General features: G+C 42.2%; 14 protein-coding genes, 3 tRNA genes, 3 rRNA genes and 1 pseudogene. 11 read left to right on the top strand and 10 right to left on the bottom strand.

Annotated features, from left to right (window positions below):
- Positions 1-29: 29 nt before the first annotated feature.
- From L0B53_RS07050 to fadB, 3 genes are all read right to left on the bottom strand, one after another.
- Positions 30-1,010, bottom strand: a complete 981-nt coding sequence (locus tag L0B53_RS07050; protein WP_235061433.1) for an MDR family oxidoreductase — start codon at positions 1,008-1,010, stop codon at positions 30-32.
- A gap of 330 nt (positions 1,011-1,340) precedes the next feature.
- On the bottom strand, positions 1,341-2,504 hold the full coding sequence (gene fadA / locus L0B53_RS07045; protein ID WP_235061432.1) for an acetyl-CoA C-acyltransferase FadA: 1,164 nt from the start codon (positions 2,502-2,504) through the stop codon (positions 1,341-1,343).
- Between the two features lie 2 nt (positions 2,505-2,506).
- Entirely contained in the window at positions 2,507-4,702 is a 2,196-nt protein-coding gene (fadB, locus tag L0B53_RS07040; RefSeq protein WP_235061431.1) for a fatty acid oxidation complex subunit alpha FadB, read from the bottom strand.
- Positions 4,703-4,968: 266 nt separating this feature from the next.
- On the opposite strand from fadB, the gene L0B53_RS07035 reads away from it, so the two are divergent.
- The 9 genes from L0B53_RS07035 to L0B53_RS06995 all read left to right on the top strand — a co-directional run bounded on the left by L0B53_RS07035 (position 4,969) and on the right by L0B53_RS06995 (position 13,791).
- The gene (locus L0B53_RS07035) at positions 4,969-5,583 is read left to right on the top strand and encodes a YigZ family protein (protein ID WP_235061430.1); all 615 of its coding nucleotides are present in this window, start codon (positions 4,969-4,971) and stop codon (positions 5,581-5,583) included.
- 46 nt (positions 5,584-5,629) lie between these two features.
- Positions 5,630-7,087 (top strand): TrkH family potassium uptake protein, encoded by a 1,458-nt coding sequence (locus L0B53_RS07030; RefSeq protein WP_235061429.1) that lies wholly within the window; start codon positions 5,630-5,632, stop codon positions 7,085-7,087.
- A 4-nt stretch (positions 7,088-7,091) separates the two neighbouring features.
- On the top strand, positions 7,092-7,616 hold the full coding sequence (gene hemG / locus L0B53_RS07025) for a menaquinone-dependent protoporphyrinogen IX dehydrogenase (protein ID WP_235061428.1): 525 nt from the start codon (positions 7,092-7,094) through the stop codon (positions 7,614-7,616).
- A 687-nt stretch (positions 7,617-8,303) separates the two neighbouring features.
- Positions 8,304-9,849 (top strand): 16S ribosomal RNA (locus L0B53_RS07020).
- A gap of 71 nt (positions 9,850-9,920) precedes the next feature.
- Positions 9,921-9,997 (top strand) — tRNA-Ile (locus L0B53_RS07015).
- 44 nt (positions 9,998-10,041) lie between these two features.
- Positions 10,042-10,117: transfer RNA gene (locus L0B53_RS07010), tRNA-Ala, on the top strand.
- A gap of 331 nt (positions 10,118-10,448) precedes the next feature.
- Positions 10,449-13,344, top strand: a 23S ribosomal RNA gene (locus L0B53_RS07005).
- A gap of 149 nt (positions 13,345-13,493) precedes the next feature.
- Positions 13,494-13,609 (top strand): 5S ribosomal RNA (rrf, locus tag L0B53_RS07000).
- The 16S, 23S and 5S rRNA genes sit together here with 3 tRNA genes alongside, the layout of an rRNA operon.
- A 105-nt stretch (positions 13,610-13,714) precedes the next feature.
- A tRNA-Asp gene (locus tag L0B53_RS06995) sits at positions 13,715-13,791 on the top strand.
- 431 nt (positions 13,792-14,222) lie between these two features.
- Here L0B53_RS06995 and L0B53_RS06990 read toward each other — a convergent pair.
- Together L0B53_RS06990 and L0B53_RS06985 are read right to left on the bottom strand one after the other, a co-directional pair.
- A pseudogene (locus tag L0B53_RS06990) lies at positions 14,223-14,774 on the bottom strand (LysR substrate-binding domain-containing protein); the annotation flags it as partial.
- A 41-nt stretch (positions 14,775-14,815) separates the two neighbouring features.
- Entirely contained in the window at positions 14,816-15,094 is a 279-nt protein-coding gene (locus tag L0B53_RS06985) for a LysR family transcriptional regulator (protein ID WP_235061427.1), read from the bottom strand.
- 138 nt (positions 15,095-15,232) lie between these two features.
- On the opposite strand from L0B53_RS06985, the gene ilvC reads away from it, so the two are divergent.
- Positions 15,233-16,717, top strand: coding sequence for a ketol-acid reductoisomerase (gene ilvC / locus L0B53_RS06980; RefSeq protein WP_235061426.1), 1,485 nt, complete (start codon positions 15,233-15,235; stop codon positions 16,715-16,717).
- 164 nt (positions 16,718-16,881) lie between these two features.
- Here the strand turns inward: ilvC and ubiK are convergent, their stop codons facing one another.
- The 4 genes from ubiK to L0B53_RS06960 form a co-directional block, all read right to left on the bottom strand.
- A complete protein-coding gene (ubiK, locus tag L0B53_RS06975) occupies positions 16,882-17,142 on the bottom strand; it encodes a ubiquinone biosynthesis accessory factor UbiK (RefSeq protein ID WP_235061425.1) in 261 nt (86 codons plus the stop codon).
- 171 nt (positions 17,143-17,313) lie between these two features.
- On the bottom strand, positions 17,314-20,379 hold the full coding sequence (locus L0B53_RS06970) for a multidrug efflux RND transporter permease subunit (protein WP_235061424.1): 3,066 nt from the start codon (positions 20,377-20,379) through the stop codon (positions 17,314-17,316).
- A gap of 11 nt (positions 20,380-20,390) precedes the next feature.
- Positions 20,391-21,497: an efflux RND transporter periplasmic adaptor subunit gene (locus tag L0B53_RS06965; protein ID WP_235061423.1), complete on the bottom strand. Its 1,107-nt coding sequence runs from the start codon at positions 21,495-21,497 to the stop codon at positions 20,391-20,393.
- Positions 21,498-21,526: 29 nt separating this feature from the next.
- Positions 21,527-22,090, bottom strand: coding sequence for a TetR/AcrR family transcriptional regulator (locus L0B53_RS06960; protein WP_235061422.1), 564 nt, complete (start codon positions 22,088-22,090; stop codon positions 21,527-21,529).
- A 292-nt stretch (positions 22,091-22,382) separates the two neighbouring features.
- Between L0B53_RS06960 and rep the strand changes: the two genes are divergently transcribed.
- Positions 22,383-24,401 (top strand): DNA helicase Rep, encoded by a 2,019-nt coding sequence (gene rep / locus L0B53_RS06955; RefSeq protein ID WP_235061421.1) that lies wholly within the window; start codon positions 22,383-22,385, stop codon positions 24,399-24,401.
- Positions 24,402-24,502: 101 nt separating this feature from the next.
- Here rep and L0B53_RS06950 read toward each other — a convergent pair whose 3' ends face one another.
- The gene (locus L0B53_RS06950; protein ID WP_235061420.1) at positions 24,503-25,108 is read right to left on the bottom strand and encodes a tRNA-uridine aminocarboxypropyltransferase; all 606 of its coding nucleotides are present in this window, start codon (positions 25,106-25,108) and stop codon (positions 24,503-24,505) included.
- Positions 25,109-25,145: the final 37 nt, after the last annotated feature.

The following is a 25,145-nucleotide window of genomic DNA, read 5'->3' as shown; positions in this document are numbered from 1 at the left end:
TGACAATAAAGGTATGACTTTAGTCATGATTAAAGCTTGATCACTGTACGGCCCGTTACTTGGCCTTTAATGATTTTTGCTGCTGCTTCAGGCGCTTGTTCTAGAGAAATCTCATTACATGCTTGTTGGTAATATTGCTCAGGAAGAAGCTCAACCAGACGATCCCATGCAGCCATACGTTTCTCACGTGGACACATCACTGAATCCACACCTTGTAGGCGAACATTACGTAGAATAAATGGCATTACGGTGGTAGGGAGATCGAAGCCACCAGCTAGACCACAAATCGCAACAGCGCCATTATAGTTTACTTGAGAAAGTACTTTAGCGAGCACCTTGCTACCAACGGTATCGATAGCGCCAGCCCAAAGTTGTTTATCTAGTGGGCGAGCAGGTTCTTCAAACTCACTACGTTCAATGACACGAGATGCACCCAGTTTAGTCAATAATGGGCCATTTTCTTCAACGCGACCAGAAACAGCAGCGACGGTATAACCAAGTTTAGCGAGTAGAGATACGGCAACAGACCCGACACCACCACTAGCACCCGTTACCAGAACTTCGCCATCTTCAGGTTTGATATCAGCATCAATAAGAGCTTGAACACAAAGCATTGCCGTTAGGCCAGCAGTTCCTACCATCATCGCTTTTTTGCCATCAAAATTAGCGGGCATTGGTACTAACCAGTCACCTTTTAAACGAGCTTTCTCAGCCATGCCACCCCAATGAGTTTCACCCACGCCCCAGCCCGTTAGAACAACCTCATCACCAACTTGATAACGGTCATCTTGAGACTCTAAAACTTTACCTACTAAATCGATTCCTGGCACCATCGGGAAGTTACGGATAATACGCCCAGCACCTGTAATCGCTAAACCATCTTTGTAGTTAAGTGAGGTGTAATCGACCGCCACTAATACATCACCTTCAGGTAGTGTTGTTTCATCAATAGTTTGAACAGAAGCTTGAGTGATTTTATCTTGTTGTTCTAGAACGAGGGCTTTAAACATGGGGTAACTCCCTAATGGTATAACGGAAAATATACCCTTCAATTATTTGGGTATAAGATTTTGTAAAAACCAAAATATATCCAAAATAAGAAGGAGATATTTAAGGATTCAACTGATTATATTAAGTGTAGTATGAGAATAGCTATGAACAAAATGAAACTTTATCATTTTATACATGATTTTTATGCATGTTGTAGGTGGTGAAGTACTTTATTCTTAGCCAATAAAATAGGTAACAGTCCATCGGTTTGATGAACTGCTACGCTATTACTATTTTAGGTTGATCTGAATATTGCTTTTTTCATATTATTATTAATAAATTGAAAATAATTAATCACGTTCAAAAATGGTTGCGATTCCCTGACCTAAACCGATACACATGGTTGCTAGACCTAACTTAGCATCTTTGCGTTCCATAATATTGATTAAGCTCGTGGCGATACGGCTACCTGAACAACCTAATGGGTGACCAAGCGCGATAGCCCCACCATTAAGATTGACCTTTTCATCAAGTTGGTCGAGTAAACCTAAATCTTTTGCACAAGGAATAGATTGTGCAGCAAAGGCTTCATTAAGTTCAACAATATCGATATCTGCCATTGAAAGGCCAGCTCGCTGCAACGCTTTTTTAGTCGCCGGAACCGGACCATATCCCATTAATGATGGATCACAACCTGAAACAGCCATCGAACGAACTCTTGCTCGAATCGGTAACCCGAGTGCTTTGGCTTTCTGTTCGCTCATTAATAACATTGCGGAAGCGCCATCAGATAACGCGGATGAACTTCCTGCAGTCACTGTTCCATTTACGGGATCAAAAACAGGGCGCAGTGTAGAGAGAGAGTCAACGGTTGTTTCTGGACGGATAACTTCATCATGTTCGACTAACGTTAAAGCACCGTCGGCATCATGACCTTGGATTGGAACAATCTCGTTAGCAAAATAACCCTCTTGAGTGGCAATATGAGCTCGTTGATGAGATCGCGCGGCAAATTCATCTTGCTGTTGACGACTAATTTGGTGGGTTTTCGCTAACATTTCAGCGGTTAATCCCATCATCCCTGCTGCTTTTGCGACAGACTTTGATAAACCAGAATGAAAATCAACCCCATGATTCATCGGGACATGCCCCATGTGTTCTACACCACCCACTAAGCAAATTTCAGCGTCATTAACCATAATTGCTCTTGTAGCATCATGGATTGCCTGCATAGAAGAACCACAAAGTCGATTAACCGTTACCGCTGCAACCGATTTTGGTAATCCAGCTAATAATGCGGCATTTCTACCAATATTAAATCCCTGCTCTAACGTTTGTTGTACACAACCCCAATAGATATCTTCTATCTGATTAGGATCAACCGCTGGATTTCTGGCTAATAGCGCTTTCATTAATTCCGCCGAGAGATCTTCAGCTCTAACATGACGAAACGCACCGCCTTTTGAACGTCCCATTGGAGTGCGAACACAATCAACAATAACAACATTATTCATCACTATTTACTCCCTGTCATTTGGTTAGAAGAAGTATGATTATCAGTTGGGGTGTTATAGTAGCTCTCCCCAGCTAAGGCTTTAGCTTTTAATCCTTCTGGTGCTTGGTATATTTCACCTAAATGTTGATATTTTTGACTTAATTCGACAAAGTGAGTGAGTCCTATATCATCAAGGTAACGGAATACACCGCCTCTAAATGGTGGAAATCCTAAGCCGTAAACTAGTGCCATATCGGCTTCAGCAGGGGAGTTAATTATCCCTTCTTCAAAACAGCGAACAACCTCATTAATCATCGGAATCATCATTCGTTCAATAATGGTTTGAGAATTGAAATCCTGTTGTTGGGTGACAATTTCAGCACATAATGAGTAAGTGCTAGGATTAATCGTTTTAATTGGTTTCCCTTTGGCATCTTTACTGTGATCATAGAATCCAAAGCCATTTTTTTGACCAAAACGGGTATTATCAAACATAACATCAATGACATCGCGTCCTGATTTTGACATCCGAGAAGGATAGCCTTGCGCCATAATTTCTTGTGCGTGGTGTGCGGTATCAATACCCACGACATCCAATAAGAGAGCAGGGCCCATTGGCCAGCCAAATTCTTTTTCCATCACTTTATCGATTTGTTTAAAGTCACTACCTTCGCTCATTAATAGTGAAAATCCGGCAAAGTAAGGGAAAAGTACTCGGTTAACAAAGAACCCTGGGCAGTCATTGACGACTATGGGTGATTTACCCATTTTGGCTGCGTAAGCGACCACTTGATTAATCGTCTGCTCGGAGGTTTTTTCACCACGAATAATCTCAACTAATGGCATTTTATGAACAGGGTTGAAAAAGTGCATACCACAGAAGTTCTCAGGACGAGATAAGCTGGTGGCGAGATGATTAATAGGGATGGTTGAGGTATTGCTGGTGATCACCGTTTCCTTCGTCACATTCTTTTCTACATCAGCCAATACTGCCGCTTTAATTTTTGGATTTTCAATGACAGCTTCAACAACAATATCGCACCCTTCGATTCCTTCATAATGGAGAGTCGGAGTGATTGTCGCGATAATGGAAGCCATTTTTTTACTATCAATCCAACCACGCTTTTCAGATGCCGAGAGGATTTTTATGGCTTCTTGCATGCCTAAATCTAAGCTTGGTTGAACAATGTCTTTCATTAAGACAGGGACGCCTTTTAATGCTGATTGGTAGGCGATACCACCCCCCATGATCCCAGCACCAATAACTGCGGCTCTTTTACTCACTTTTCCTTGTTTTATTGCTTGCTTGGCTTTTGATTTGATTACTTGGTCATTAAGGAAAATACTCACAAGGGAGCGAGCGACGTCTGACTTTGCAAGCTGGACAAAATATCTATTTTCAATGTTTAAAGCTTCATCTCTTGAAGAGGTTGCGGCTTGCTCTATTGTAGTGACGGCTGCAATCGGTGCAGGATAGTGTTTCCCTGCTACTTTTGCCACCATACCTTTAGCAACATTGAAACTCATTGCTGCTTCAATTGGCGAGAGAGTTAAGGGCGATTTTTTCTGTTCTCGCTTAGCTTGCCAGTTTAGCTTTCCATCAATCGCTTGTTTTAATATTTTTAGGCTAGATTGATGAAGTTTTTCTGGTTCGACAACAGCATCGACCAACCCTAATTTTAATGTGTCATTGGCTTTTTTTATTTTTCCTGCGGTGATCATTTCCATTGCCGGATCGGCACCAATAAGGCGAGGCAGGCGCACTGTACCACCAAACCCTGGCATAATGCCTAACTTTGTTTCTGGTAGCCCAATCGTTGCCTTGGTATCAGCAACTCTATAATCTGTACTTAAAATACACTCACATCCACCACCTAAAGCGTGTCCATTGATTGCAGATAATGTAGGAACCGGGAGATCTTCTAACCGATTGAATATTTTATTCGCATAAGCTAGCCATTGAGAGAGTTCTTCTGGGGGTTTAGCAAACAATCCTAAGAATTCCGTAATATCCGCACCGACAATAAACGTTTGTTTGCTACTTGTTAACAGTAGTCCTGACAGTGATGTTTCCTGATATAGATGATCTAATGCAGCATCTAAGCTTTCTAATGTAGCGATATCGAGTTTATTGACAGATCCTGGACTATTAAAAGATAACTCAGCAATCCCTTCTTCTAAATAAGATACCGTTATCGTTTCACCTTGATAAATCATATTTCATCTCCTTGAATATTATTACTGGAGTGGGTGAGTCATGAACTGGCATGACCAGTAATAACAGTCTGAACCCGATAGTTGTTTTTTTCAACACCAATGTTAACAGCGAGTTAAATAAAACTGTTTTTATTTTACTTTGAGATTAAGCTATTAATGCTTTTTCTGGCCATGGTGTTTGAGAACGCTAGTGGGCTTAATAGAATACAAGCCTGTGATTGGGGAGTATGATAATATTTAGACTCATTATTATGAGTTAATTTTTTATGTCAGATACCCCTTATTTCATCCCAGCTCAAGACGTACTTTTTGAAGAAGAGATAAAAAAGAGTCGATTCCTTACTTATATTTCTCATACTGTCGGTATTAAAGAGGCGAAATCTTTTATCCAGCAGATTAAAGAGCGCCATCCAACAGCTCGTCATCATTGTTGGGGATTTATTGCGGGTAGACCTACTGACTCAATGAAGTGGGGCTTTAGTGATGATGGTGAGCCATCAGGTACCGCGGGAAAACCTATTTTAGCTCAGCTTTCTGGATCTGGTGTTGGTGAGTTGACGGCAGTGGTTGTTCGATATTCTGGGGGCATTAAATTGGGTACAGGTGGGCTCGTTAAAGCCTATGGTGGTGGTGTAAAACAAGGATTAGAACAATTAGAGACCAAGTTAAAGATCCCACAAGTCGAACTGGTCTTTTCTGCCGGTTATCACTATTCTAATTTGATTGAGCAACTGATTGAACAGTATCAAGGCTCAATGATAAATGTCGATTATGTCATAGATATTCATTTTACTCTGGCGATACCCGCAACAAAGGTTGATGATTTTATCCTTGAGCTCCATAATCGAAGCCGTGGCGAAATTAATATTGCTCAAGATTAACCGTCATAAATAATATTACTTAGGATGCTTACAGTATGGATACAAGATGCAAACCCGCTCGATAATTAGAATTATAGGTACATTATTGGCACTATTTAGTGTCACTATGCTAGCGCCTGCGTTGGTCGCTTTTATCTATCGAGATGGTGCAGGGCTTCCTTTCGTTTATACCTTCTTTTTGTTACTCCTCTGTGGTGGGATCTTATGGCTACCTAATCGTCATCATAAAAAAGAGTTAAAAGCTAAAGATGGCTTTTTAGTTGTTGTTCTTTTTTGGACGGTTATTGGTAGTGCGGGTTCATTACCTTTTTTCCTTTCAGAAAGCCCAGATATTTCTTTAACTGATTCCTTCTTTGAGTCTTTTTCAGGTTTAACAACCACTGGGGCTACAGTGCTGACTGGGCTTGATCATCTACCTAAAGCCATTTTATTTTATCGTCAATTATTGCAGTGGTTTGGCGGGATGGGGATTATTGTTTTAGCTGTTGCGATTCTACCCGTTTTAGGTATTGGGGGAATGCAGTTATATCGTGCAGAAATCCCAGGGCCAGTTAAAGATAATAAGGTCACTCCAAGAATAGCTGAAACAGCAAAAGCACTTTGGTATATTTACCTTGCATTAACGATTGCTTGTGCTGGTGCGTTTTGGTTTGCAGGTATGACGCCTTTTGATGCCATTAGCCATAGTTTTTCGACAATTGCGATTGGTGGGTTTTCAACTCATGACGCTAGTATGGGATATTTTAATAGTCCCACAATCAATATGATTACAGTGGTATTCTTATTAATTTCAAGCTGTAACTTTACCCTCCACTTTGCCGCATTTACTCATCGCGGTATCAATCTGCGATATTATTGGCGAGATCCTGAGTTAAGAGTCTTTTTTGTTTTCCAAATTGTACTCTTTTTGATTACCTTCTTAATGTTACTTAAACACAATAGCTATAGTTCGGAATGGATGACTATCGATCAGGCGCTGTTTCAAACCGTTTCTATCTCGACAACAGCAGGTTTTACGACGACGAGTTTTTCTGATTGGCCACTATTTTTGCCTGTACTATTAGTTTTCTCCTCTTTTATTGGTGGATGCGCTGGCTCGACTGGTGGTGGAATGAAGGTGATTCGTATCTATCTCCTTTTTCTACAAGGTGCGCGAGAATTAAAGCGATTGATTCATCCAAGGGCGATTTACACCATTAAAATTGGTGATAAGCCATTGTCACAGCGGGTAGTTGATGCTGTTTGGGGGTTCTTCTCTGCTTATGCTTTAGTTTTTGTCATCTGTATGTTGGCATTAGTCGCTACGGGAATAGATGAGTTAACGGCATTTTCAGCCGTGGTTGCGACATTAAATAATTTAGGTCCAGGGCTGGGTGGAGTTGCCGTTCATTTCGGAGAGGTGAATGATTCAGCAAAATGGATTTTGGTAATAGCAATGCTATTTGGTCGATTAGAAATATTTACATTATTGGTACTATTTACCCCTACTTTTTGGAGAACGTAACTCAATGGAAAAGGCTTTATTGCTCTACTCTAGTACTGACGGTCAAACGATTAAGATTATTAATCATATGAAAGCAACACTCTCAACAACGTTTGAATGTGAGGTTATCGATTTACATACAGCAACAAACCTGGACTTCTCTCTATATAGTAGAGTTATTGTAGGAGGTTCTATTCGATATGGTCATCTAAATAAAAAATTGTATCAATTTATCGAACAGTATCAACAAATCCTGACTGAAAAAGAGGCGGGTTTCTTCTGTGTTAATTTGACTGCACGTAAAAAGGGGAAGAATAAACCTGAGACCAATGCTTATATGCAGAAGTTTCTGCAAAAGTCACCATGGACGCCTAAATACCAATCGGTTATTGCTGGTGCTCTGTTTTATCCTCGCTATAGTTGGTTCGATCGTTTTATGATTCGTCTTATCATGAAAATTACAGGTGGAGAGACCGATACAACAAAAGAGGTTGAATATACCGACTGGAATGAAGTGACTCGCTTTGCTGATATGATAAAAAATAGCTAATTTGATGGTGTTTTAAACAAAAATAGATTGAGATGAATAAATTCTAGGCAATTGGTTATTTTCTTTTGTTTTTTTTCAAAAAAAGGTTGCCAAGATTGTTCATCTCTCTATAATGCGCATCCACCGACACAGATAACGAGCAAATAGAGCAAGTTAAACGATTCGGTAAGGTTTTAAAAAGATAACTTAATTAATGAAAAAAGCGGTTGACAGCAAGAGTTAGTTAAGTAAAATAGCCAACCTCTTAAGTGATAAGCCACTAAGCGTCAAAACGCGGTGTTTCATTCTTTGAGGAAAGTCAATAAGACGTTTTAGATTCGATTCAAATAGGAATTGAAAATAAATTAAAATTTCTTCTTGACTTAAAATTAGGGAGCTGTATTATACGCCTCCTTGCTTCGCAACTGTTAGCGATAACGACTGCGATGTCAATGCTCTTTAACAATTTAACTTATTCAATCTGTGTGGGCACTCGTTATCGAGAATCAACAAAAAGATTACTCAATGAACTGAGTGACCAATACAGTGTAAGACATAATTTATTATGAATTATACTGGCACAGTCAATTCACTATCATTCTGTTGGAATGGTAGTCGCTTTAAGATTACAGTCTAACTTTATTTATAAGGTTGGATTTAGTTTTGAAGTCAGTATTCGTTGAGCCGGTCGAAAGACCAAAAAAACTTTAATTGAAGAGTTTGATCATGGCTCAGATTGAACGCTGGCGGCAGGCCTAACACATGCAAGTCGAGCGGTAACAGAGAGTAGCTTGCTACTCTGCTGACGAGCGGCGGACGGGTGAGTAATGCTTGGGAAGTTGCCTTAATGAGGGGGATAACTATTGGAAACGATAGCTAATACCGCATAATTCTCTACGGAGCAAAGCAGGGGACCTTCGGGCCTTGCGCATTAAGATACGCCCAAGTGGGATTAGCTAGTTGGTGAGGTAATGGCTCACCAAGGCGACGATCCCTAGCTGGTCTGAGAGGATGATCAGCCACACTGGAACTGAGACACGGTCCAGACTCCTACGGGAGGCAGCAGTGGGGAATATTGCACAATGGGCGAAAGCCTGATGCAGCCATGCCGCGTGTATGAAGAAGGCCTTAGGGTTGTAAAGTACTTTCAGCAGTGAGGAAGGTGGTAAGCTTAATACGCTTGCCACTTGACGTTAGCTGCAGAAGAAGCACCGGCTAACTCCGTGCCAGCAGCCGCGGTAATACGGAGGGTGCGAGCGTTAATCGGAATTACTGGGCGTAAAGCGCATGCAGGCGGCCTATTAAGTCAGATGTGAAAGCCCGGAGCTCAACTCCGGAAGGTCATTTGAAACTGGTAGGCTAGAGTCTTGTAGAGGGGGGTAGAATTTCAGGTGTAGCGGTGAAATGCGTAGAGATCTGAAGGAATACCAGTGGCGAAGGCGGCCCCCTGGACAAAGACTGACGCTCAGATGCGAAAGCGTGGGTAGCAAACGGGATTAGATACCCCGGTAGTCCACGCCGTAAACGATGTCTACTTGAAGGTTGTGGCCTTGAGCCGTGGCTTTCGGAGCTAACGCGTTAAGTAGACCGCCTGGGGAGTACGGTCGCAAGATTAAAACTCAAATGAATTGACGGGGGCCCGCACAAGCGGTGGAGCATGTGGTTTAATTCGATGCAACGCGAAGAACCTTACCTACTCTTGACATCTACAGAAGCCAGCGGAGACGCAGGTGTGCCTTCGGGAACTGTAAGACAGGTGCTGCATGGCTGTCGTCAGCTCGTGTTGTGAAATGTTGGGTTAAGTCCCGCAACGAGCGCAACCCTTATCCTTGTTTGCCAGCACGTAATGGTGGGAACTCCAGGGAGACTGCCGGTGATAAACCGGAGGAAGGTGGGGACGACGTCAAGTCATCATGGCCCTTACGAGTAGGGCTACACACGTGCTACAATGGCGCATACAGAGGGCTGCAAGCTAGCGATAGTGAGCGAATCCCAAAAAGTGCGTCGTAGTCCGGATTGGAGTCTGCAACTCGACTCCATGAAGTCGGAATCGCTAGTAATCGTGGATCAGAATGCCACGGTGAATACGTTCCCGGGCCTTGTACACACCGCCCGTCACACCATGGGAGTGGGCTGCACCAGAAGTAGATAGCTTAACCTTTCGGGGAGGGCGTTTACCACGGTGTGGTTCATGACTGGGGTGAAGTCGTAACAAGGTAGCCCTAGGGGAACCTGGGGCTGGATCACCTCCTTAACGATTTGATATTTCGTGATGAGTACCCACACAGATTGAATTAAGTTAATAAAGTAAAGAGAGCATCTAATGGGTCTGTAGCTCAGGTGGTTAGAGCGCACCCCTGATAAGGGTGAGGTCGGTGGTTCGAGTCCACTCAGACCCACCACTTCTTCTTGAAGTGGTAGCAGTTAGATGAAAGCAATACTAGATGGGGCTATAGCTCAGCTGGGAGAGCGCCTGCCTTGCACGCAGGAGGTCTGCGGTTCGATCCCGCATAGCTCCACCACTTTTTAAGTGTTTTATCTAGAATATTTAAAAAGTGGTGTTTACCATCACTCGTCTTGAAAAAGACATGCTCTTTAACAATTTGGAAAGCTGACTAGTAAACTCGTTAGTGATTTTTAATCATTAATAAGTTGAAAAGTAATAATTGTTTATTCGAAAGAATAAACGAGTTCTCAACACAATACACATTCAAGTGTCTTGTATTCAAATTAACATCATTGATGTTAATTCTATATTGAGTCCGGCAAACGATAATTAACATTACCCTGTTGATTATCAACAATCAAAAACCTTGGTTGTTTGAACATACATAAGACCCTTTCGGGTTGTATGGTTAAGTGACTAAGCGTATACGGTGGATGCCTTGGCAGTCAGAGGCGATGAAGGACGTGCTAACCTGCGAAAAGGGTTGGTGAGCTGGTAAGAAGCGTTATTAACCAACCATGTCCGAATGGGGAAACCCACTTAGCATAAGCTAGGTATCCTATAGTGAATTCATAGCTATAGGAGGCAAACTCGGGGAACTGAAACATCTAAGTACCCGAAGGAAAAGAAATCAATTGAGATTCCGACAGTAGCGGCGAGCGAACTCGGATTAGCCCTTAAGCATAGTTAGAGTTAGGTGAACACGCTGGAAAGCGTGGCGATAGAGGGTGATAGCCCCGTAGCCGAAGAGTCTAATTAAGTGAAATCGAGTAGGACGGGACACGTGGTATCCTGTCTGAACATGGGGGGACCATCCTCCAAGGCTAAATACTCCTGACTGACCGATAGTGAACCAGTACCGTGAGGGAAAGGCGAAAAGAACCCCTGTGAGGGGAGTGAAATAGAACCTGAAACCGTATACGTACAAGCAGTGGGAGCCTCTTTTATGGGGTGACTGCGTACCTTTTGTATAATGGGTCAGCGACTTATATTCAGTGGCAAGGTTAACCGTTTAGGGGAGCCGTAGGGAAACCGAGTCTTAACTGGGCGACACAGTCTCTGGATATAGACCCGAAACCGAGTGATCTAGCCATGGGCAGGTTGAAGGTTGAGTAACATCAACTGGAGGACCGAACCGACTAATGTTGAAAAATTAGCGGATGACTTGTGGCTAGGGGTGAAAGGCCAATCAAACTCGGAGATAGCTGGTTCTCCCCGAAAGCTATTTAGGTAGCGCCTCGGACGAATACTACTGGGGGTAGAGCACTGTTAAGGCTAGGGGGTCATCCCGACTTACCAACCCTTTGCAAACTCCGAATACCAGTAAGTAATATCCGGGAGACACACGGCGGGTGCTAACGTCCGTCGTGGAGAGGGAAACAACCCAGACCGTCAGCTAAGGTCCCAAAGTTGTGATTAAGTGGGAAACGATGTGGGAAGGCTCAGACAGCCAGGATGTTGGCTTAGAAGCAGCCATCATTTAAAGAAAGCGTAATAGCTCACTGGTCGAGTCGGCCTGCGCGGAAGATGTAACGGGGCTAAATCACACACCGAAGCTACGGCAATATAGCTTTGCTATATTGGGTAGGGGAGCGTTCTGTAAGCGGTTGAAGGTGTATCGAGAGGTATGCTGGACGTATCAGAAGTGCGAATGCTGACATGAGTAACGATAAAGGGGGTGAAAAGCCCCCTCGCCGGAAGACCAAGGGTTCCTGTCCAACGTTAATCGGGGCAGGGTGAGTCGACCCCTAAGATGAGGCTGAGAAGCGTAATCGATGGGAAACGGGTTAATATTCCCGTACTTTTTACGACTGCGATGGGGGGACGGAGAAGGCTAGGTGGGCCTGGTGATGGTTATCCAGGTTCAAGTGCGTAGGCGGAAGGTTTAGGTAAATCCGGACCTTTTTTAACGCTGAGACACGATGTCGAGCTACTAAGGTAGTGAAGTCATTGATGCCATGCTTCCAGGAAAAGCCTCTAAGCTTCAGGTCGTAAGAAATCGTACCCCAAACCGACACAGGTGGTCGGGTAGAGAATACCAAGGCGCTTGAGAGAACTCGGGTGAAGGAACTAGGCAAAATGGTACCGTAACTTCGGGAGAAGGTACGCTGCCGGCGGTGATGGGACTTGCTCCCTAAGCTGCTGGCAGTCGCAGATACCAGGTGGCTGCAACTGTTTATTAAAAACACAGCACTGTGCAAAATCGAAAGATGACGTATACGGTGTGACGCCTGCCCGGTGCCGGAAGGTTAATTGATGGGGTTATCTTCGGAGAAGCTCTTGATCGAAGCCCCGGTAAACGGCGGCCGTAACTATAACGGTCCTAAGGTAGCGAAATTCCTTGTCGGGTAAGTTCCGACCTGCACGAATGGCGTAATGATGGCCACGCTGTCTCCACCCGAGACTCAGTGAAATTGAAATCGCAGTGAAGATGCTGTGTACCCGCGGCTAGACGGAAAGACCCCGTGAACCTTTACTACAGCTTGGCACTGAACATTGACCCTACATGTGTAGGATAGGTGGGAGACTTTGAAACCGCGTCGCCAGATGCGGTGGAGTCAACCTTGAAATACCACCCTTGTATGCTTGATGTTCTAACGTTGGTCCCTAATCGGGATTGCGGACAGTGCCTGGTGGGTAGTTTGACTGGGGCGGTCTCCTCCCAAAGAGTAACGGAGGAGCACGAAGGTGGGCTAATCACGGTCGGACATCGTGAGGTTAGTGCAATGGCATAAGCCCGCTTGACTGCGAGAATGACAATTCGAGCAGGTGCGAAAGCAGGTCATAGTGATCCGGTGGTTCTGAATGGAAGGGCCATCGCTCAACGGATAAAAGGTACTCCGGGGATAACAGGCTGATACCGCCCAAGAGTTCATATCGACGGCGGTGTTTGGCACCTCGATGTCGGCTCATCACATCCTGGGGCTGAAGTCGGTCCCAAGGGTATGGCTGTTCGCCATTTAAAGTGGTACGCGAGCTGGGTTTAGAACGTCGTGAGACAGTTCGGTCCCTATCTGCCGTGGGCGTTGGAAGATTGAAGGGGGCTGCTCCTAGTACGAGAGGACCGGAGTGGACGAACCACTGGTGTTCGGGTTGTCATGCCAATGGCATTGCCCGGTAGCTAAGTTCGGAATCGATAACCGCTGAAAGCATCTAAGCGGGAAGCGAGCCCTGAGATGAGTCTTCCCTGGCACTATAAGTGTCCTAAAGGGTTGTTCGAGACTAGAACGTTGATAGGCAGGGTGTGTAAGCGTAGCGATACGTTGAGCTAACCTGTACTAATTGCCCGTGAGGCTTAACCATACAACACCCAAAGGGTTTTGATGGACTCAAAAGAATACGACTCTACGAGTCAAAAGATACTTGAATGAAGTATTGAGAACATTATTACGAATTATCAGACTTTCCAAATTTCGTTAAACGCGAATATTCGCGGTTAACAACAAAATTTGCTTGGCGACCATAGCATTGTGGACCCACCTGACTCCATTCCGAACTCAGAAGTGAAACACAATCGCGCCGATGGTAGTGTGGGGTCTCCCCATGTGAGAGTAGGTCATCGCCAGGCTTCAAATTTATGCTTTAGATTGAAAAATCTAAACGCACGTCTTCTAACTTTGACACGTTAGCGACGATAAAAGTATTTAGCATCATGCGTAAGCAATTTGCTAAAGGAGCGGTAGTTCAGTTGGTTAGAATACCGGCCTGTCACGCCGGGGGTCGCGGGTTCGAGTCCCGTCCGCTCCGCCACTACACTAAGCCCAAGTCTCACGACTTGGGCTTTTTTACGTCTGTAGAAAATAACATATGAAGTTTATAATATGACTAATTACTTCACTTTATCTCGCCTAAACATTTTCTGATATTCAATGTTATATCGGCAATTAACAAAGTAACTGAAGCGATCGAGTAGTACGGTCGTTCAGTTGATTAGCTATTTATTTAAAACACAGCGGCCGTCACACCGGGGGCGCGGGTTCTTTTTTAAGGATCGTTAGTTCGCTCCGCAACCTTCATTGATAAACAGCAAAGTCCAAGTCTTACGACTTGGGCTTTTTTACGTCTGTAGAAAAGTGAAGCTAGATTGATGGTTCTGCGGCGGTCAATATTTTCGTTTAACCACTCAGTAATAATAAAATTAATACTTAAAAAATCAATTTTTACTGGTATTTGAGTTGTGGTTACTGATCAAATAGCGCTAAAAATGCAGTAATTAAAGGCTCTTTTTTACGTTGTTGTCTGCAACAGAGTCCAAGTTGTAAAGGTTCAACTGGTTCACCCACTATCTTTTTTATCTTATCTTTCATTGGGCTATTGTCGATAACGATATCTGGTGCAATGCCAATACCACATCCTAACGCAACCATACTGACAATCGCTTCATGTCCAGATACTTGTGCATAGATGGTTGGAATAATCTGCTGTTGATGGCACCATTTATCAATGCTCTCCCTCGCAGCTCCTCGTTCTGGCAAGATAAAAGGAATTTTTTCCCACCTCCCTGCTAATAGATCATCGGATTGATTATTCAGTAGTGCGACAGGAGTGATAACAGACATCGTTACAGATTCTATTGGAATAAATAGGCTGTTATGCGAGAGGTGCTCAGGCTTTGCCGCAATGGCAATATCGACGCTATTATCATTGACTTTATCAATCGATTGAGCGGGATCGCCAGTAATTAACTGGATCTCAATTTGAGGATAGTGATGATTAAATTTAGCCAGTATTTTGGGTAAATGGCTATAACTCGCTGTAACAGAACAGAAAAGTGTTAACTTGCCTTGTAGGTTTTTTTATCCTCTGCCTGATCCTGTATAAATTGATTCCAACGCTGAGTCATCTCAATAGCAACAGGAACTAACCTTTTCCCTATAATCGTGAGTTGCACTTGTCGATTATCCCTAATTAATAACTTCTCGCCAACATCTTGCTCAAGACGCTGAATTATTCGAGTTAATGCCGATGGACTAATGTGCATCTGTAGGGCGGTTTGGCTGTAACTTTTTGATTCAGAAAGGTGTAAAAATAGTTCGAGATGCTTTAAATTCATAGTGGTTGCATTTTTAGCAATAAGTTATTGTGAATATATCACTTTACGCAACATAAAGGCTAGGTTAGGATAATGTTAATTCAGTAACAAGCTGAAACCTTATAATTTTATCGTAGCTATTTAATAATGGAGTTTACTATGGCTAACTACTTTAACACTTTGAATTTACGTCAACAGTTAGAACAATTAGGTAAGTGTCGTTTCATGGATCGCACCGAGTTTGCGACAGAAGCTGATTACTTAAAAGGCAAGAAAGTTGTTATTGTAGGTTGTGGTGCACAAGGTCTTAACCAAGGTCTTAACATGCGTGATTCTGGTCTAGATATCTCTTATGCACTACGTCAAGCTGCTATCGATGAGCAACGTCAATCTTATAAAAATGCAAAAGAGAACGGCTTTGTTGTTGGTAGTTACGAAGATTTAATTCCACAAGCGGATCTTGTTGTTAACTTGACCCCTGACAAGCAGCACTCTGATGTGGTTGAAACTGTGATGCCTTTGATGAAAAAAGGTTCTGCTTTAGGTTATTCTCACGGCTTTAACATTGTTGAAGTGGGTCAAACGATTCGTGAAGATATCACTGTTGTTATGGTTGCGCCTAAGTGTCCTGGTACAGAAGTGCGTGAAGAGTATAAGCGTGGCTTTGGTGTTCCAACGCTGATTGCCGTTCACCCTGAGAACGATCCTCAACAAGAAGGTTGGGATATCGCAAAAGCTTGGGCTGCGGGTACTGGTGGTCACCGTGCGGGTTGTTTAGAGTCTTCTTTTGTAGCAGAAGTTAAATCTGACCTTATGGGTGAGCAAACGATTCTTTGTGGCATGTTACAAGCGGGTTCTATCGTCTGTTATGAGAAAATGATCGACGATGGTATTGCTCCTGAGTACGCAGGTAAATTACTGCAGTTCGGTTGGGAAGCAATTACAGAAGCATTGAAGTTTGGTGGTGTGACTCACATGATGGATCGTCTATCAAACCCTGCAAAAGTTCGTGCTTTTGATCTATCTGAAGAGCTTAAAGAACTAATGCGTCCTCTTTATAACAAGCACATGGATGACATCATTACTGGTGAATTCTCATCAACAATGATTGCTGACTGGAATAACGATGACATCAATCTATTCACATGGCGTGAAGAGACGGGTCAAACTGCATTTGAAAACTATCCAGAGTCTGATGTAGAGATCTCTGAGCAAGAGTTCTTCGATAACGGTATTGCGATGGTTGCAATGGTTAAAGCGGGTGTTGAGCTAGCGTTTGAAGCGATGACCGCATCGGGTATCATTGAAGAGTCTGCATACTATGAGTCTTTACATGAGCTACCGTTAATTGCTAATACCGTTGCTCGTAAGCGTCTATATGAGATGAATGTGGTTATCTCTGATACTGCTGAGTACGGTAACTACCTATTCGCTAACGTAGCAACACCAATGCTTCGTGACCTATTTATGCCAAATATCGGTACTGATGTGATTGGTAAAGGTCTAGGAAATGCAGATAACAGTGTTGATAATCGTAAACTGATTGAAGTGAACGAAAGTATTCGCAATCACCCTGTTGAGTGGATTGGTCAAGAGCTTCGTGGTTACATGACAGATATGAAAGATATTGCTGTAGGCAGCTAAGAACTAATCTTATTAGTTAAAATATAGAAAATGAAAAGGCTAAACATGATTGATGTTTAGCCTTTTTTATTATGCGATGGATGAAAAAAACCTCTGATAAGTTATCAATTGTATTGAGTTCTTATCAGAGGCTTTTTTGTTGCAGATGTCTCACACTGAAATTGTTATTCTGCACTTTTTCCAGCAATTTTTTCTTCAATCTCTGCTAGTTTTTTTTCTAGTTCGGTCACTTTCTGACGAGTACGAAGTAGAACTTGAGTCTGAACATCAAACTCTTCACGGTTAACTACATCTAATTTGCCCACTTGAGCTTGAATCACTTGGCGAACTTTTAGCTCAACATCATTACCTAAATCTTTTACGGGTTTTGGCATTGCTTCGTGGATCTGTTTAGCAACTTGCTCTAATTTTTTTGGATCAAACATAGAAATCTCCTCTGATATTGACGACTATTTTATGCAATAACCGCCCACTTGTCGTTAAATAGTTGCCGTTAAATTAGGTCGAGATAATGAAATATAATAATCTCTAGAAAAAAGAGGTGTTAAATTCGAATTTAACACCTCTTTGGTTACACTTTTAGTGGTTATTATGACTTACTTTGTCTCTTCATTTTCTTCAAACACTGGCAGTGGCTTATGCTCACTTGCTAAGTAACTGTAGATAACAGGCAGTACAAATAATGTAAACAATGTACCAATCGCTAATCCTGATACGATAACCACACCAATACTAAAGCGCTGAGCGGCACCCGCACCTGTCGCATACATCAATGGGATCAGACCTGCAATCATTGCTGCGGTTGTCATCAATATTGGGCGAAGACGAACCTTCGCAGCTTCCATGACGGCATCTAAACGATTCTTTCCGTGATGTAGTTGCTCTTCTTTTGCTACTTCACAAATCAAAATACCGTGTTTAGTAATTAGACCAACCAAGGTAATTAAACCAACCTGAGAATAGATGTTCATTGAGGCGGTACCCCAAGCAAGAACAATCAATGCACCACAAATCGCCAATGGTACAGAAACCATGATAACCAGTGGATCTCGGATTGATTCAAACTGAATCGCTAATACTAAGAAGATAATCGCAAGCGCTAAACCAAAGGTCGCGTATAGAGCGCTACCCTCTGTTACATATTGGCGAGATTCACCCATGTAGTCATGGCTATAGCCATTTGGTAACTTCTGGGCTGCGATATCTTCAAACCATGCCACAGCATCACCCATAGCAACACCTGGTGAAGGTACAGCACCAATAGTTGCTGAGTTTAATTGATTAAAATGTGGAAGAGAACGAGGTTCTGCTACAACGTCAATAGTCACTAAGTTACTCAATGGAACGGCAAATCCATCCGCAGCACGAACATAATAACTGTTCATTGACTCCGGGTTTAAACGATACTTACGTTCTACCTGAGGAATAACTTCATAAGATCGACCATTTAAATCGATACGGTTAACATAACCATCAGACATCATGGTACTTAATGTAATCCCGATATCCTGCATCGTAACGCCATAAGCACCCGCTTTATCTTTATCGATCTTAATTTTCATCGTTGCCGAATCGTAATTAAGGTCTAGATCTGAATAGACAAAGAGTGGGCTTGTTTTTACTTCTGTTAAAATATCAGATGTAATTTGGAACAAGCTTTCAAAGCTATTCGGAGTAGTGATAACAAATTGAATCGGTAGACCTGAGCCAGCACCAGGAAGTTCTGGCATCTGGAATGCCGTTACCTTCATTGCTGGAGTATCTTTAACTAGTTCACCTACTCGTTTTGTTACTTCAGCCTGACTTGCTTCACGTTCGCTCCAAGGAACCATCGATGCGATACCAAACGCTTGATTTGAGTTGGGTACGCCGGTAAATATCTGGGCATAACCAACTTCAGGTTGCGCTGATAACACATCACTCACAGAGTCCATGGTATTTTGCAGATAATCTAAGTTGGCATTTGATGGACCTGTTGCCATCAACATTACAGCACCTTTATCTTCTGATGGGGCTAATTCACTAGGGATAAACTTAAACAGAATTGGTAGTGATGCAAATACAAAGATAGAGAATGCAATAATAACAGGACGACGGTTCATTACCGCAGTGAGCATACGCGCATAACGGTTCGTCATCTTATCAAGGAAGTTGTGTACCGCTTTCTCAAACTTATTTGGTTCTGCATTTGCTTTAAGCATTTGAGAACACATCATTGGAGAGAGCGTTAACGCAACAATACCTGATACAAAAACTGCACCTGCAAGGGTTAATGCAAATTCTTTAAATAGTGAACCGGTTACCCCACCCATCATCGCGATTGGCGCATATACGGCACCTAATGTTAGGGTCATTGCAATAACAGGAACGGCTATCTCACGAGTACCGATAATCGCGGCTCTAAAGGGTGTTTCACCCAGTTTAATGTGTCGATCAACGTTCTCTAAAACAACGATAGCATCATCAACAACCAAACCGATAGCAAGTACCATCGCAAGCAGTGTCATTAAGTTCCATGAGAAACCCATCATCTGCATCACCATCGCAACACCAATCAGTGAAAGCGGAATAGTGACGATTGGGATGATAACAGCACGGAATGAACCCAAGAAGAGAGTGATAACCACAAGAACGATCAATGCCGCTTCTGCGATGGTTTTCATAACTTCATTAATTGACTCATTGATTGCAATCGTTGAGTCATACATTACATTCATATTGATGTTGCTTGGTAGATTTTTCTCTATTTGAGGTAACATATCCAAGACATCAGCTGCGATATTGATCGGGTTCGCACTTGGTGCCGCATTGATTGCTGCAACAACGGCTTCTTGACCATTCGCACGAGCACGATACACATCATGACTCTTTTCTAAGCTCACTTTAGCAATATCGCCAAGGCGAATAACATCACCATCTTTACTTTTAACGACAAGATTACTGAGTTCATCTGCAGATGAGACCTGAGAATCTAAACTGCCGTTATAAAGTACAAACTCACCAACCGCTTGACCCGTTGCTGACTGATAGTTGTTGGCATTCAGTACTGACATTACATCAGTTGCCGTCAGATCAAATGCCGCCATTTTGCCTGGGTCTAACCAAACACGAAGGGCATATTTCATACCGCCATAGATATCAACTTTAGATACGCCACTAACAGAGAAAAGTTGAGGATTGACAACTCGCTCTAAGTAATCGGTGATCTGGCTTGATACTAATTCATCACTGGTAAAGCCGATATAAAGTACCGCCGTTGTCGAACCGGTCGACATTGTAACGGTGGGATCTTCAGACTCTTTAGGTAGCTGAGAACGAACAGAGTTTGTTTTTGCCAAGATATCTGACAGTGCCGCATTCGGATCGGTGTTCAACTTCATATTGACGGTAATTGTTGACGTCCCCAATACCGATTGGGAGGTCATGTAATCAATATTATCTGCCTGAGCGACGGCTTGTTCCAAAGGTTGAGTAATAAACCCCTGAATTAAGTCAGCACTTGCACCGTAGTAGCTGGTCGTAACCGTGACGACGGTATTCGTCATCTCTGGGTACTCACGCACCTGCATTTTGAATAGAGCTTGCATACCAAGCAGAGCAATCAAGAAGCTGATGGAGATCGCTAATATCGGTCGTTTGATAAATACATCAGTAAAACGCATATCGCCTCCCGTTACAGCATCGGTGTTTCAGCTGGTGGTGTAGTTGCATCGCTTTCAACAATACGCACTTTTGCATCATTACTTAAACGAACTTGTCCCGTTGTCACAACCGTTTCGCCAACCTTTAAACCTTCAATGACGTGCGCAACAGAACCGATACGTTCACCTACCTTCACTACACGTTGAGAAACACGACGCTCGCCCTCTTTTTCAGAAACAACATAAACATTGTCGCCATAAAGGGTAAAGTTGATTGCCGTTTGAGGAATGACAACTTGCGAGTGAATAGTCGGTAAAATAACATTGGCGCGTGCGAACATACCTGAACGTAATTTGCCGTTATTATTTGGGATCTCAGCCTGTACTTGGATTAGACCGCTTTGGAAGTTAACGGCAGGTTCAATGGTGTTAATTGAACCGGTGAACATCATATCGGGGTATGAATCGACAACAATTTTAACTTGCTGGCCTAAATGAATCGCTGAGATTTTTGTTTGTGGAATGGTAAAGCGCAGGCGCATTACACTCGTATCTTCAAGACGCACAATATCTGTACCTGGCTGTAAATATTCACCTAAGAATACATTACGGATACCTACGATACCTGAAAATGGTGCTGCAATAGTACGACGGGCAATGGTTGCTTTAAGGGCTTCGATATCGGCAGCAAGAGAGTTGTAATCTGCTTCTGCTTCATCTAATGCTTCTTTAGAGATCGAGCCTTTTTTATAGAGACCTTGATAGCGTTGATATTTAGCTCGTGCAGCTGGTTTTCTTGCTTCAGCACTTTTTAAATTCGCTATTTCAACCGTTGAATCTAGCGTCACTAATTGTTGGTTAGCCTTTACTGTCGCACCAGACTCAAAGTCGATGCTATCAATAATACCGCTAGTTTCAGAGGTGAGTGTGACACCTTGATTTGGTTCAATAAAGCCGATCGCTTCAATGGTTGGAATCCAATCTGTTTTTGCTGTCTCAATAATGGTTACAGGGAACTCGGGTTCAGGCATATTCGCCATATATTCAGCAATTTTTTTCTGCTTAAACATATTGAAACCAATTACACTACCAAATAGCAGTAATACCACTAATAACATTACGAAGGTCCACTTCTTCATGGAATAAAACTCCTTAATTTAAATTTATTTTATTTAAGAATACTTTGCCAAGTGCTTTCAATAACTAAATCAAGCTCTGGTTCGGTAACCTCAACAATATTTTGAACCTGTTTTCTTGCAAGTGAAGCACTAGTTTCTAGGCTTAATGTCGCTAAAATTTCTATAGGAAGGGGTTTAAACAAGCCAAGCTCAAGACCTTCATTATAGAAATTTCTTACCTTATCGAAGTGTTGGATCTCAGTCTGTTTTCTTGTGGGCTTATTACCACATGGCAAGTTTTTAAACTGATTTCTGGTTAACATTGGTGATCGATTCGAATTAGTAAAATGCCAAGTATTTAGCCACATAGTGCGATACTGCATTTTTAATGAAAGATCATCAGTGACATTTTTCTGGACCTCGGTAGCAATGATTGCTATGAGGTGTTGATGAAGTTGCTCAATAAGATCATCTTTGTCAGAAAAATAACGATAGATAGTGCCAATCGCAACATCTGCTTTTTTTGCTACCATTTGCATTGATAGACCATGAAAACCATGTTCTGCCAGTAGCGCTTCTGTTGCGGTTAGAATCCTTTGGCGTTTGTCGCTCATTAGTTCCGTCCATGAATGAATGTTCATTCATTATGGTATCAACAAAATCTATAACTACAACCCTAAAGGTCTTAATATTTGTAAATAAGATTGCATATTTGTGTGGTTATTTTGGTGTCGTTTAACATCGAGTTAATTTTATCTTATTGATATAATTAACTTATAGTCAGTATTGGTATTTAAGTGTTAATAATAAAAATAAATGATGTCATTAACGAATAGACAGCCAATAAGATCTGTTTACAATAGTTAATCGTAAGTAGCGCCAGATTAAATAATAAGTAGGATCGTTATGAGACTTAACCCTCGACAAAATGAAGCTGTGAACTATATTTCAGGACCTTGTTTAGTTCTGGCTGGAGCGGGTTCAGGTAAAACACGTGTTATCACCAATAAAATTGCTTACTTAGTTCAGCAATGTGGTTATAAACCTCGTCAAATTGCAGCGGTCACGTTTACTAATAAAGCCGCAAGAGAGATGAAAGAGCGTGTGGGGCAAACCTTAGGAAAAAAAGAGTCTCGTGGCTTGATTGTCTCGACTTTTCATACCTTAGGTTTAGAGATTATTAAACGAGAACATAAGGCGCTGGCTTTAAAAGCTAATTTTTCTCTTTTTGACGATCAAGATCAGTTGGCATTATTAAAAGAATTGACCGAAGAGCAGCTAGATAACGATAAAGATCTTCTTAGGCAATTAATGACGACGATCTCTAATTGGAAAAATAACTTATTTAACCCAGATCAAGCAAAAGCAACCGCAAGTTCAGAGCAAGAACATACGTTTGCAGCTTGTTATGCGGCATACCATAAACAGATGCGTGCTTATAATGCATTAGACTTTGATGATCTTATTACGCTGCCAGTCTTGCTTTTAAAACAGAACCAGACAGTCAGAGAACGCTGGCAAAAGCGCATTCAATATTTACTCGTCGATGAGTATCAAGATACCAACACCAGTCAATATGAGTTGGTTAAGTTGATAGCGGGAGCCCGTGAACGTTTTACGGTAGTGGGGGATGATGATCAGTCTATTTATTCATGGCGTGGTGCTCGTCCGCAAAACTTAATGTTATTACAACAGGATTATCCTAGTTTACGGGTGATCAAGCTAGAGCAAAATTATCGCTCGACTAGTCGTATTCTGCGTTCTGCTAATATTTTAATTGCTAATAACCCCCACCTTTTTGAGAAGACGCTCTTTTCTGAAATTCCTGATGGCAGTGAACTAAAAGTGCTGGTGGCAAAAGATGAAGAGCATGAAGCAGAAAGAGTGATTGGGGAGCTGATTGCTCATCACTTTGTGGGACGAACTCAATATAAAGATTACGCGATCCTCTATCGTGGCAACCATCAATCTCGCCTGTTTGAAAAAGCATTAATGCAAAATCGCATCCCTTATAAAATTTCTGGCGGTACCTCTTTTTTCTCTCGAGTCGAGATTAAAGACATGATGGCTTATTTGAAAGTATTGACTAACCCTGATGATGATAACGCTTTTTTAAGAATCGTGAATACGCCTCGACGCGAAATAGGGCCTGTGACCTTAGAGAAGCTCGGCAGTTATGCCAATATGCGTGGTAAAAGTTTATTTGAAGCGAGCTTTGAAATTGGTTTAGAACAACATCTGTCAGGTCGAGGTTTAGAATCTCTTCGTCGTTTTACTCGTTGGATTGTTGAATTAGCCGACAATGCAGAGCGCGGTGATACGGTAGATGCGGTGCGCTCATTAGTCCGTGATATTAATTATGAAGATTGGCTTTATGAAACCTCAACCAGTCCTAAAGCGGCTGAGATGCGGATGAAAAATGTGTCTGATCTCTATGGTTGGATTGTGGCTGATCTAGAGGGTGATAATTATGACCAAGAGGTTAAAACCTTAAAAGAGGTGGTTCAACGGCTTACTTTGCGAGATATGATGGAACGAGGTGAAGATGATGAAGAGAGTGATCAAGTACAGCTAATGACTTTACACGCTTCAAAAGGATTAGAGTTTCCTTATGTCTATCTGATCGGAATGGAGGAGGGAATATTACCTCACCAGACCAGCATTGATGAAGAGAATGTTGAAGAGGAGCGTCGTCTCGCTTATGTCGGTATTACTCGTGCTCAAAAAGAGTTAGTGTTTACTCTCTGCCGTGAGCGTCGTCAGTTCGGTGAATTAATTAAACCTGAGCCAAGCCGATTTTTAGAAGAACTGCCACAAGATGATCTTAATTGGGAACGTCAAAAGCCAAAACAGACAGCAGAGCAGCGAATGGAGAGCGGAAAAAGCCACATTGCTAACTTAAGAGCGGCGATGTTTAAGAAATAATGTTTAAAAAATAATGCGTCTTTATGCTAAGTTTATGATTTAAAAGCTTATTGATGGTAAGTGATTACTAACATCAATAGGCTTTTTTTATGATTTAATGGCTAACAGTCTATAGGCTGGCCCTTGTCCTGTTTATAGCTAATTATAAATTGTGAAAAATAATCCATTAACTGCTCAGCAGCTTTAGGTTGTTGGGTTATTTTTAGTAATTCTACTGCCACTTCGCACGTACAAAGATTGCCGTCCTGTTGATTTCTTCTTAATGAGTATATTGATTTGATCGATGGCTCAATCGTTATTTTTGTTACATGAGAAAGCCATTGACTCTTTCTGACCATTTTTCTCGCCTCTTGCCATGTACCATCTAAAATAATGAATAATGGTTTTTTGTTCTGATCGAGAGTGGCTTCTGTCGAGGTTAGTGAAAGTGTCGATGCTGATAATAACTTGGCATCAGGATCGGGAAAGAGCAAAAAAGGCTGATAGTTTGGATTATTTATCAACGCTAATAGTTGTGGAGCTGGTGTTTTTCTTTGCCAGATAAAGGTGTGAGATTCTGAAATTGTACGTTGAATTAAACGCCCAGTATTGGTGAGTTTTTTCGGTTCACGCTCATGGGTAAGTAGAGCAAAAGTGATATTACTGGATATTTGTGGTTCAACATCGCAGATACAGTATTCGGTTAAACCACAACGGAGACAAGACATAGAGAGTTCGCTAACTTTTTAATTTTTCTTCTCTCCA

Source organism: Vibrio sp. SS-MA-C1-2 (assembly GCF_021513135.1).
Lineage (GTDB): Bacteria > Pseudomonadota > Gammaproteobacteria > Enterobacterales > Vibrionaceae.
The sequence above is the reverse complement of the archived record's forward strand: the minus strand, read 5'-3'. Positions and strand labels throughout refer to the sequence as shown.

Coding starts and splice junctions, on each gene's coding strand:
- L0B53_RS07050 (WP_235061433.1), bottom strand. CDS start 1,010: ATGTTTAAAGCCCTCGTTCTAGAACAACAAGATAAAATCACTCAAGCT.
- fadA (WP_235061432.1), bottom strand. CDS start 2,504: ATGAATAATGTTGTTATTGTTGATTGTGTTCGCACTCCAATGGGACGT.
- fadB (WP_235061431.1), bottom strand. CDS start 4,702: ATGATTTATCAAGGTGAAACGATAACGGTATCTTATTTAGAAGAAGGG.
- L0B53_RS07035 (WP_235061430.1), top strand. CDS start 4,969: ATGTCAGATACCCCTTATTTCATCCCAGCTCAAGACGTACTTTTTGAA.
- L0B53_RS07030 (WP_235061429.1), top strand. CDS start 5,630: ATGCAAACCCGCTCGATAATTAGAATTATAGGTACATTATTGGCACTA.
- hemG (WP_235061428.1), top strand. CDS start 7,092: ATGGAAAAGGCTTTATTGCTCTACTCTAGTACTGACGGTCAAACGATT.
- L0B53_RS06985 (WP_235061427.1), bottom strand. CDS start 15,094: ATGAATTTAAAGCATCTCGAACTATTTTTACACCTTTCTGAATCAAAA.
- ilvC (WP_235061426.1), top strand. CDS start 15,233: ATGGCTAACTACTTTAACACTTTGAATTTACGTCAACAGTTAGAACAA.
- ubiK (WP_235061425.1), bottom strand. CDS start 17,142: ATGTTTGATCCAAAAAAATTAGAGCAAGTTGCTAAACAGATCCACGAA.
- L0B53_RS06970 (WP_235061424.1), bottom strand. CDS start 20,379: ATGCGTTTTACTGATGTATTTATCAAACGACCGATATTAGCGATCTCC.
- L0B53_RS06965 (WP_235061423.1), bottom strand. CDS start 21,497: ATGAAGAAGTGGACCTTCGTAATGTTATTAGTGGTATTACTGCTATTT.
- L0B53_RS06960 (WP_235061422.1), bottom strand. CDS start 22,090: ATGAGCGACAAACGCCAAAGGATTCTAACCGCAACAGAAGCGCTACTG.
- rep (WP_235061421.1), top strand. CDS start 22,383: ATGAGACTTAACCCTCGACAAAATGAAGCTGTGAACTATATTTCAGGA.
- L0B53_RS06950 (WP_235061420.1), bottom strand. CDS start 25,108: ATGTCTTGTCTCCGTTGTGGTTTAACCGAATACTGTATCTGCGATGTT.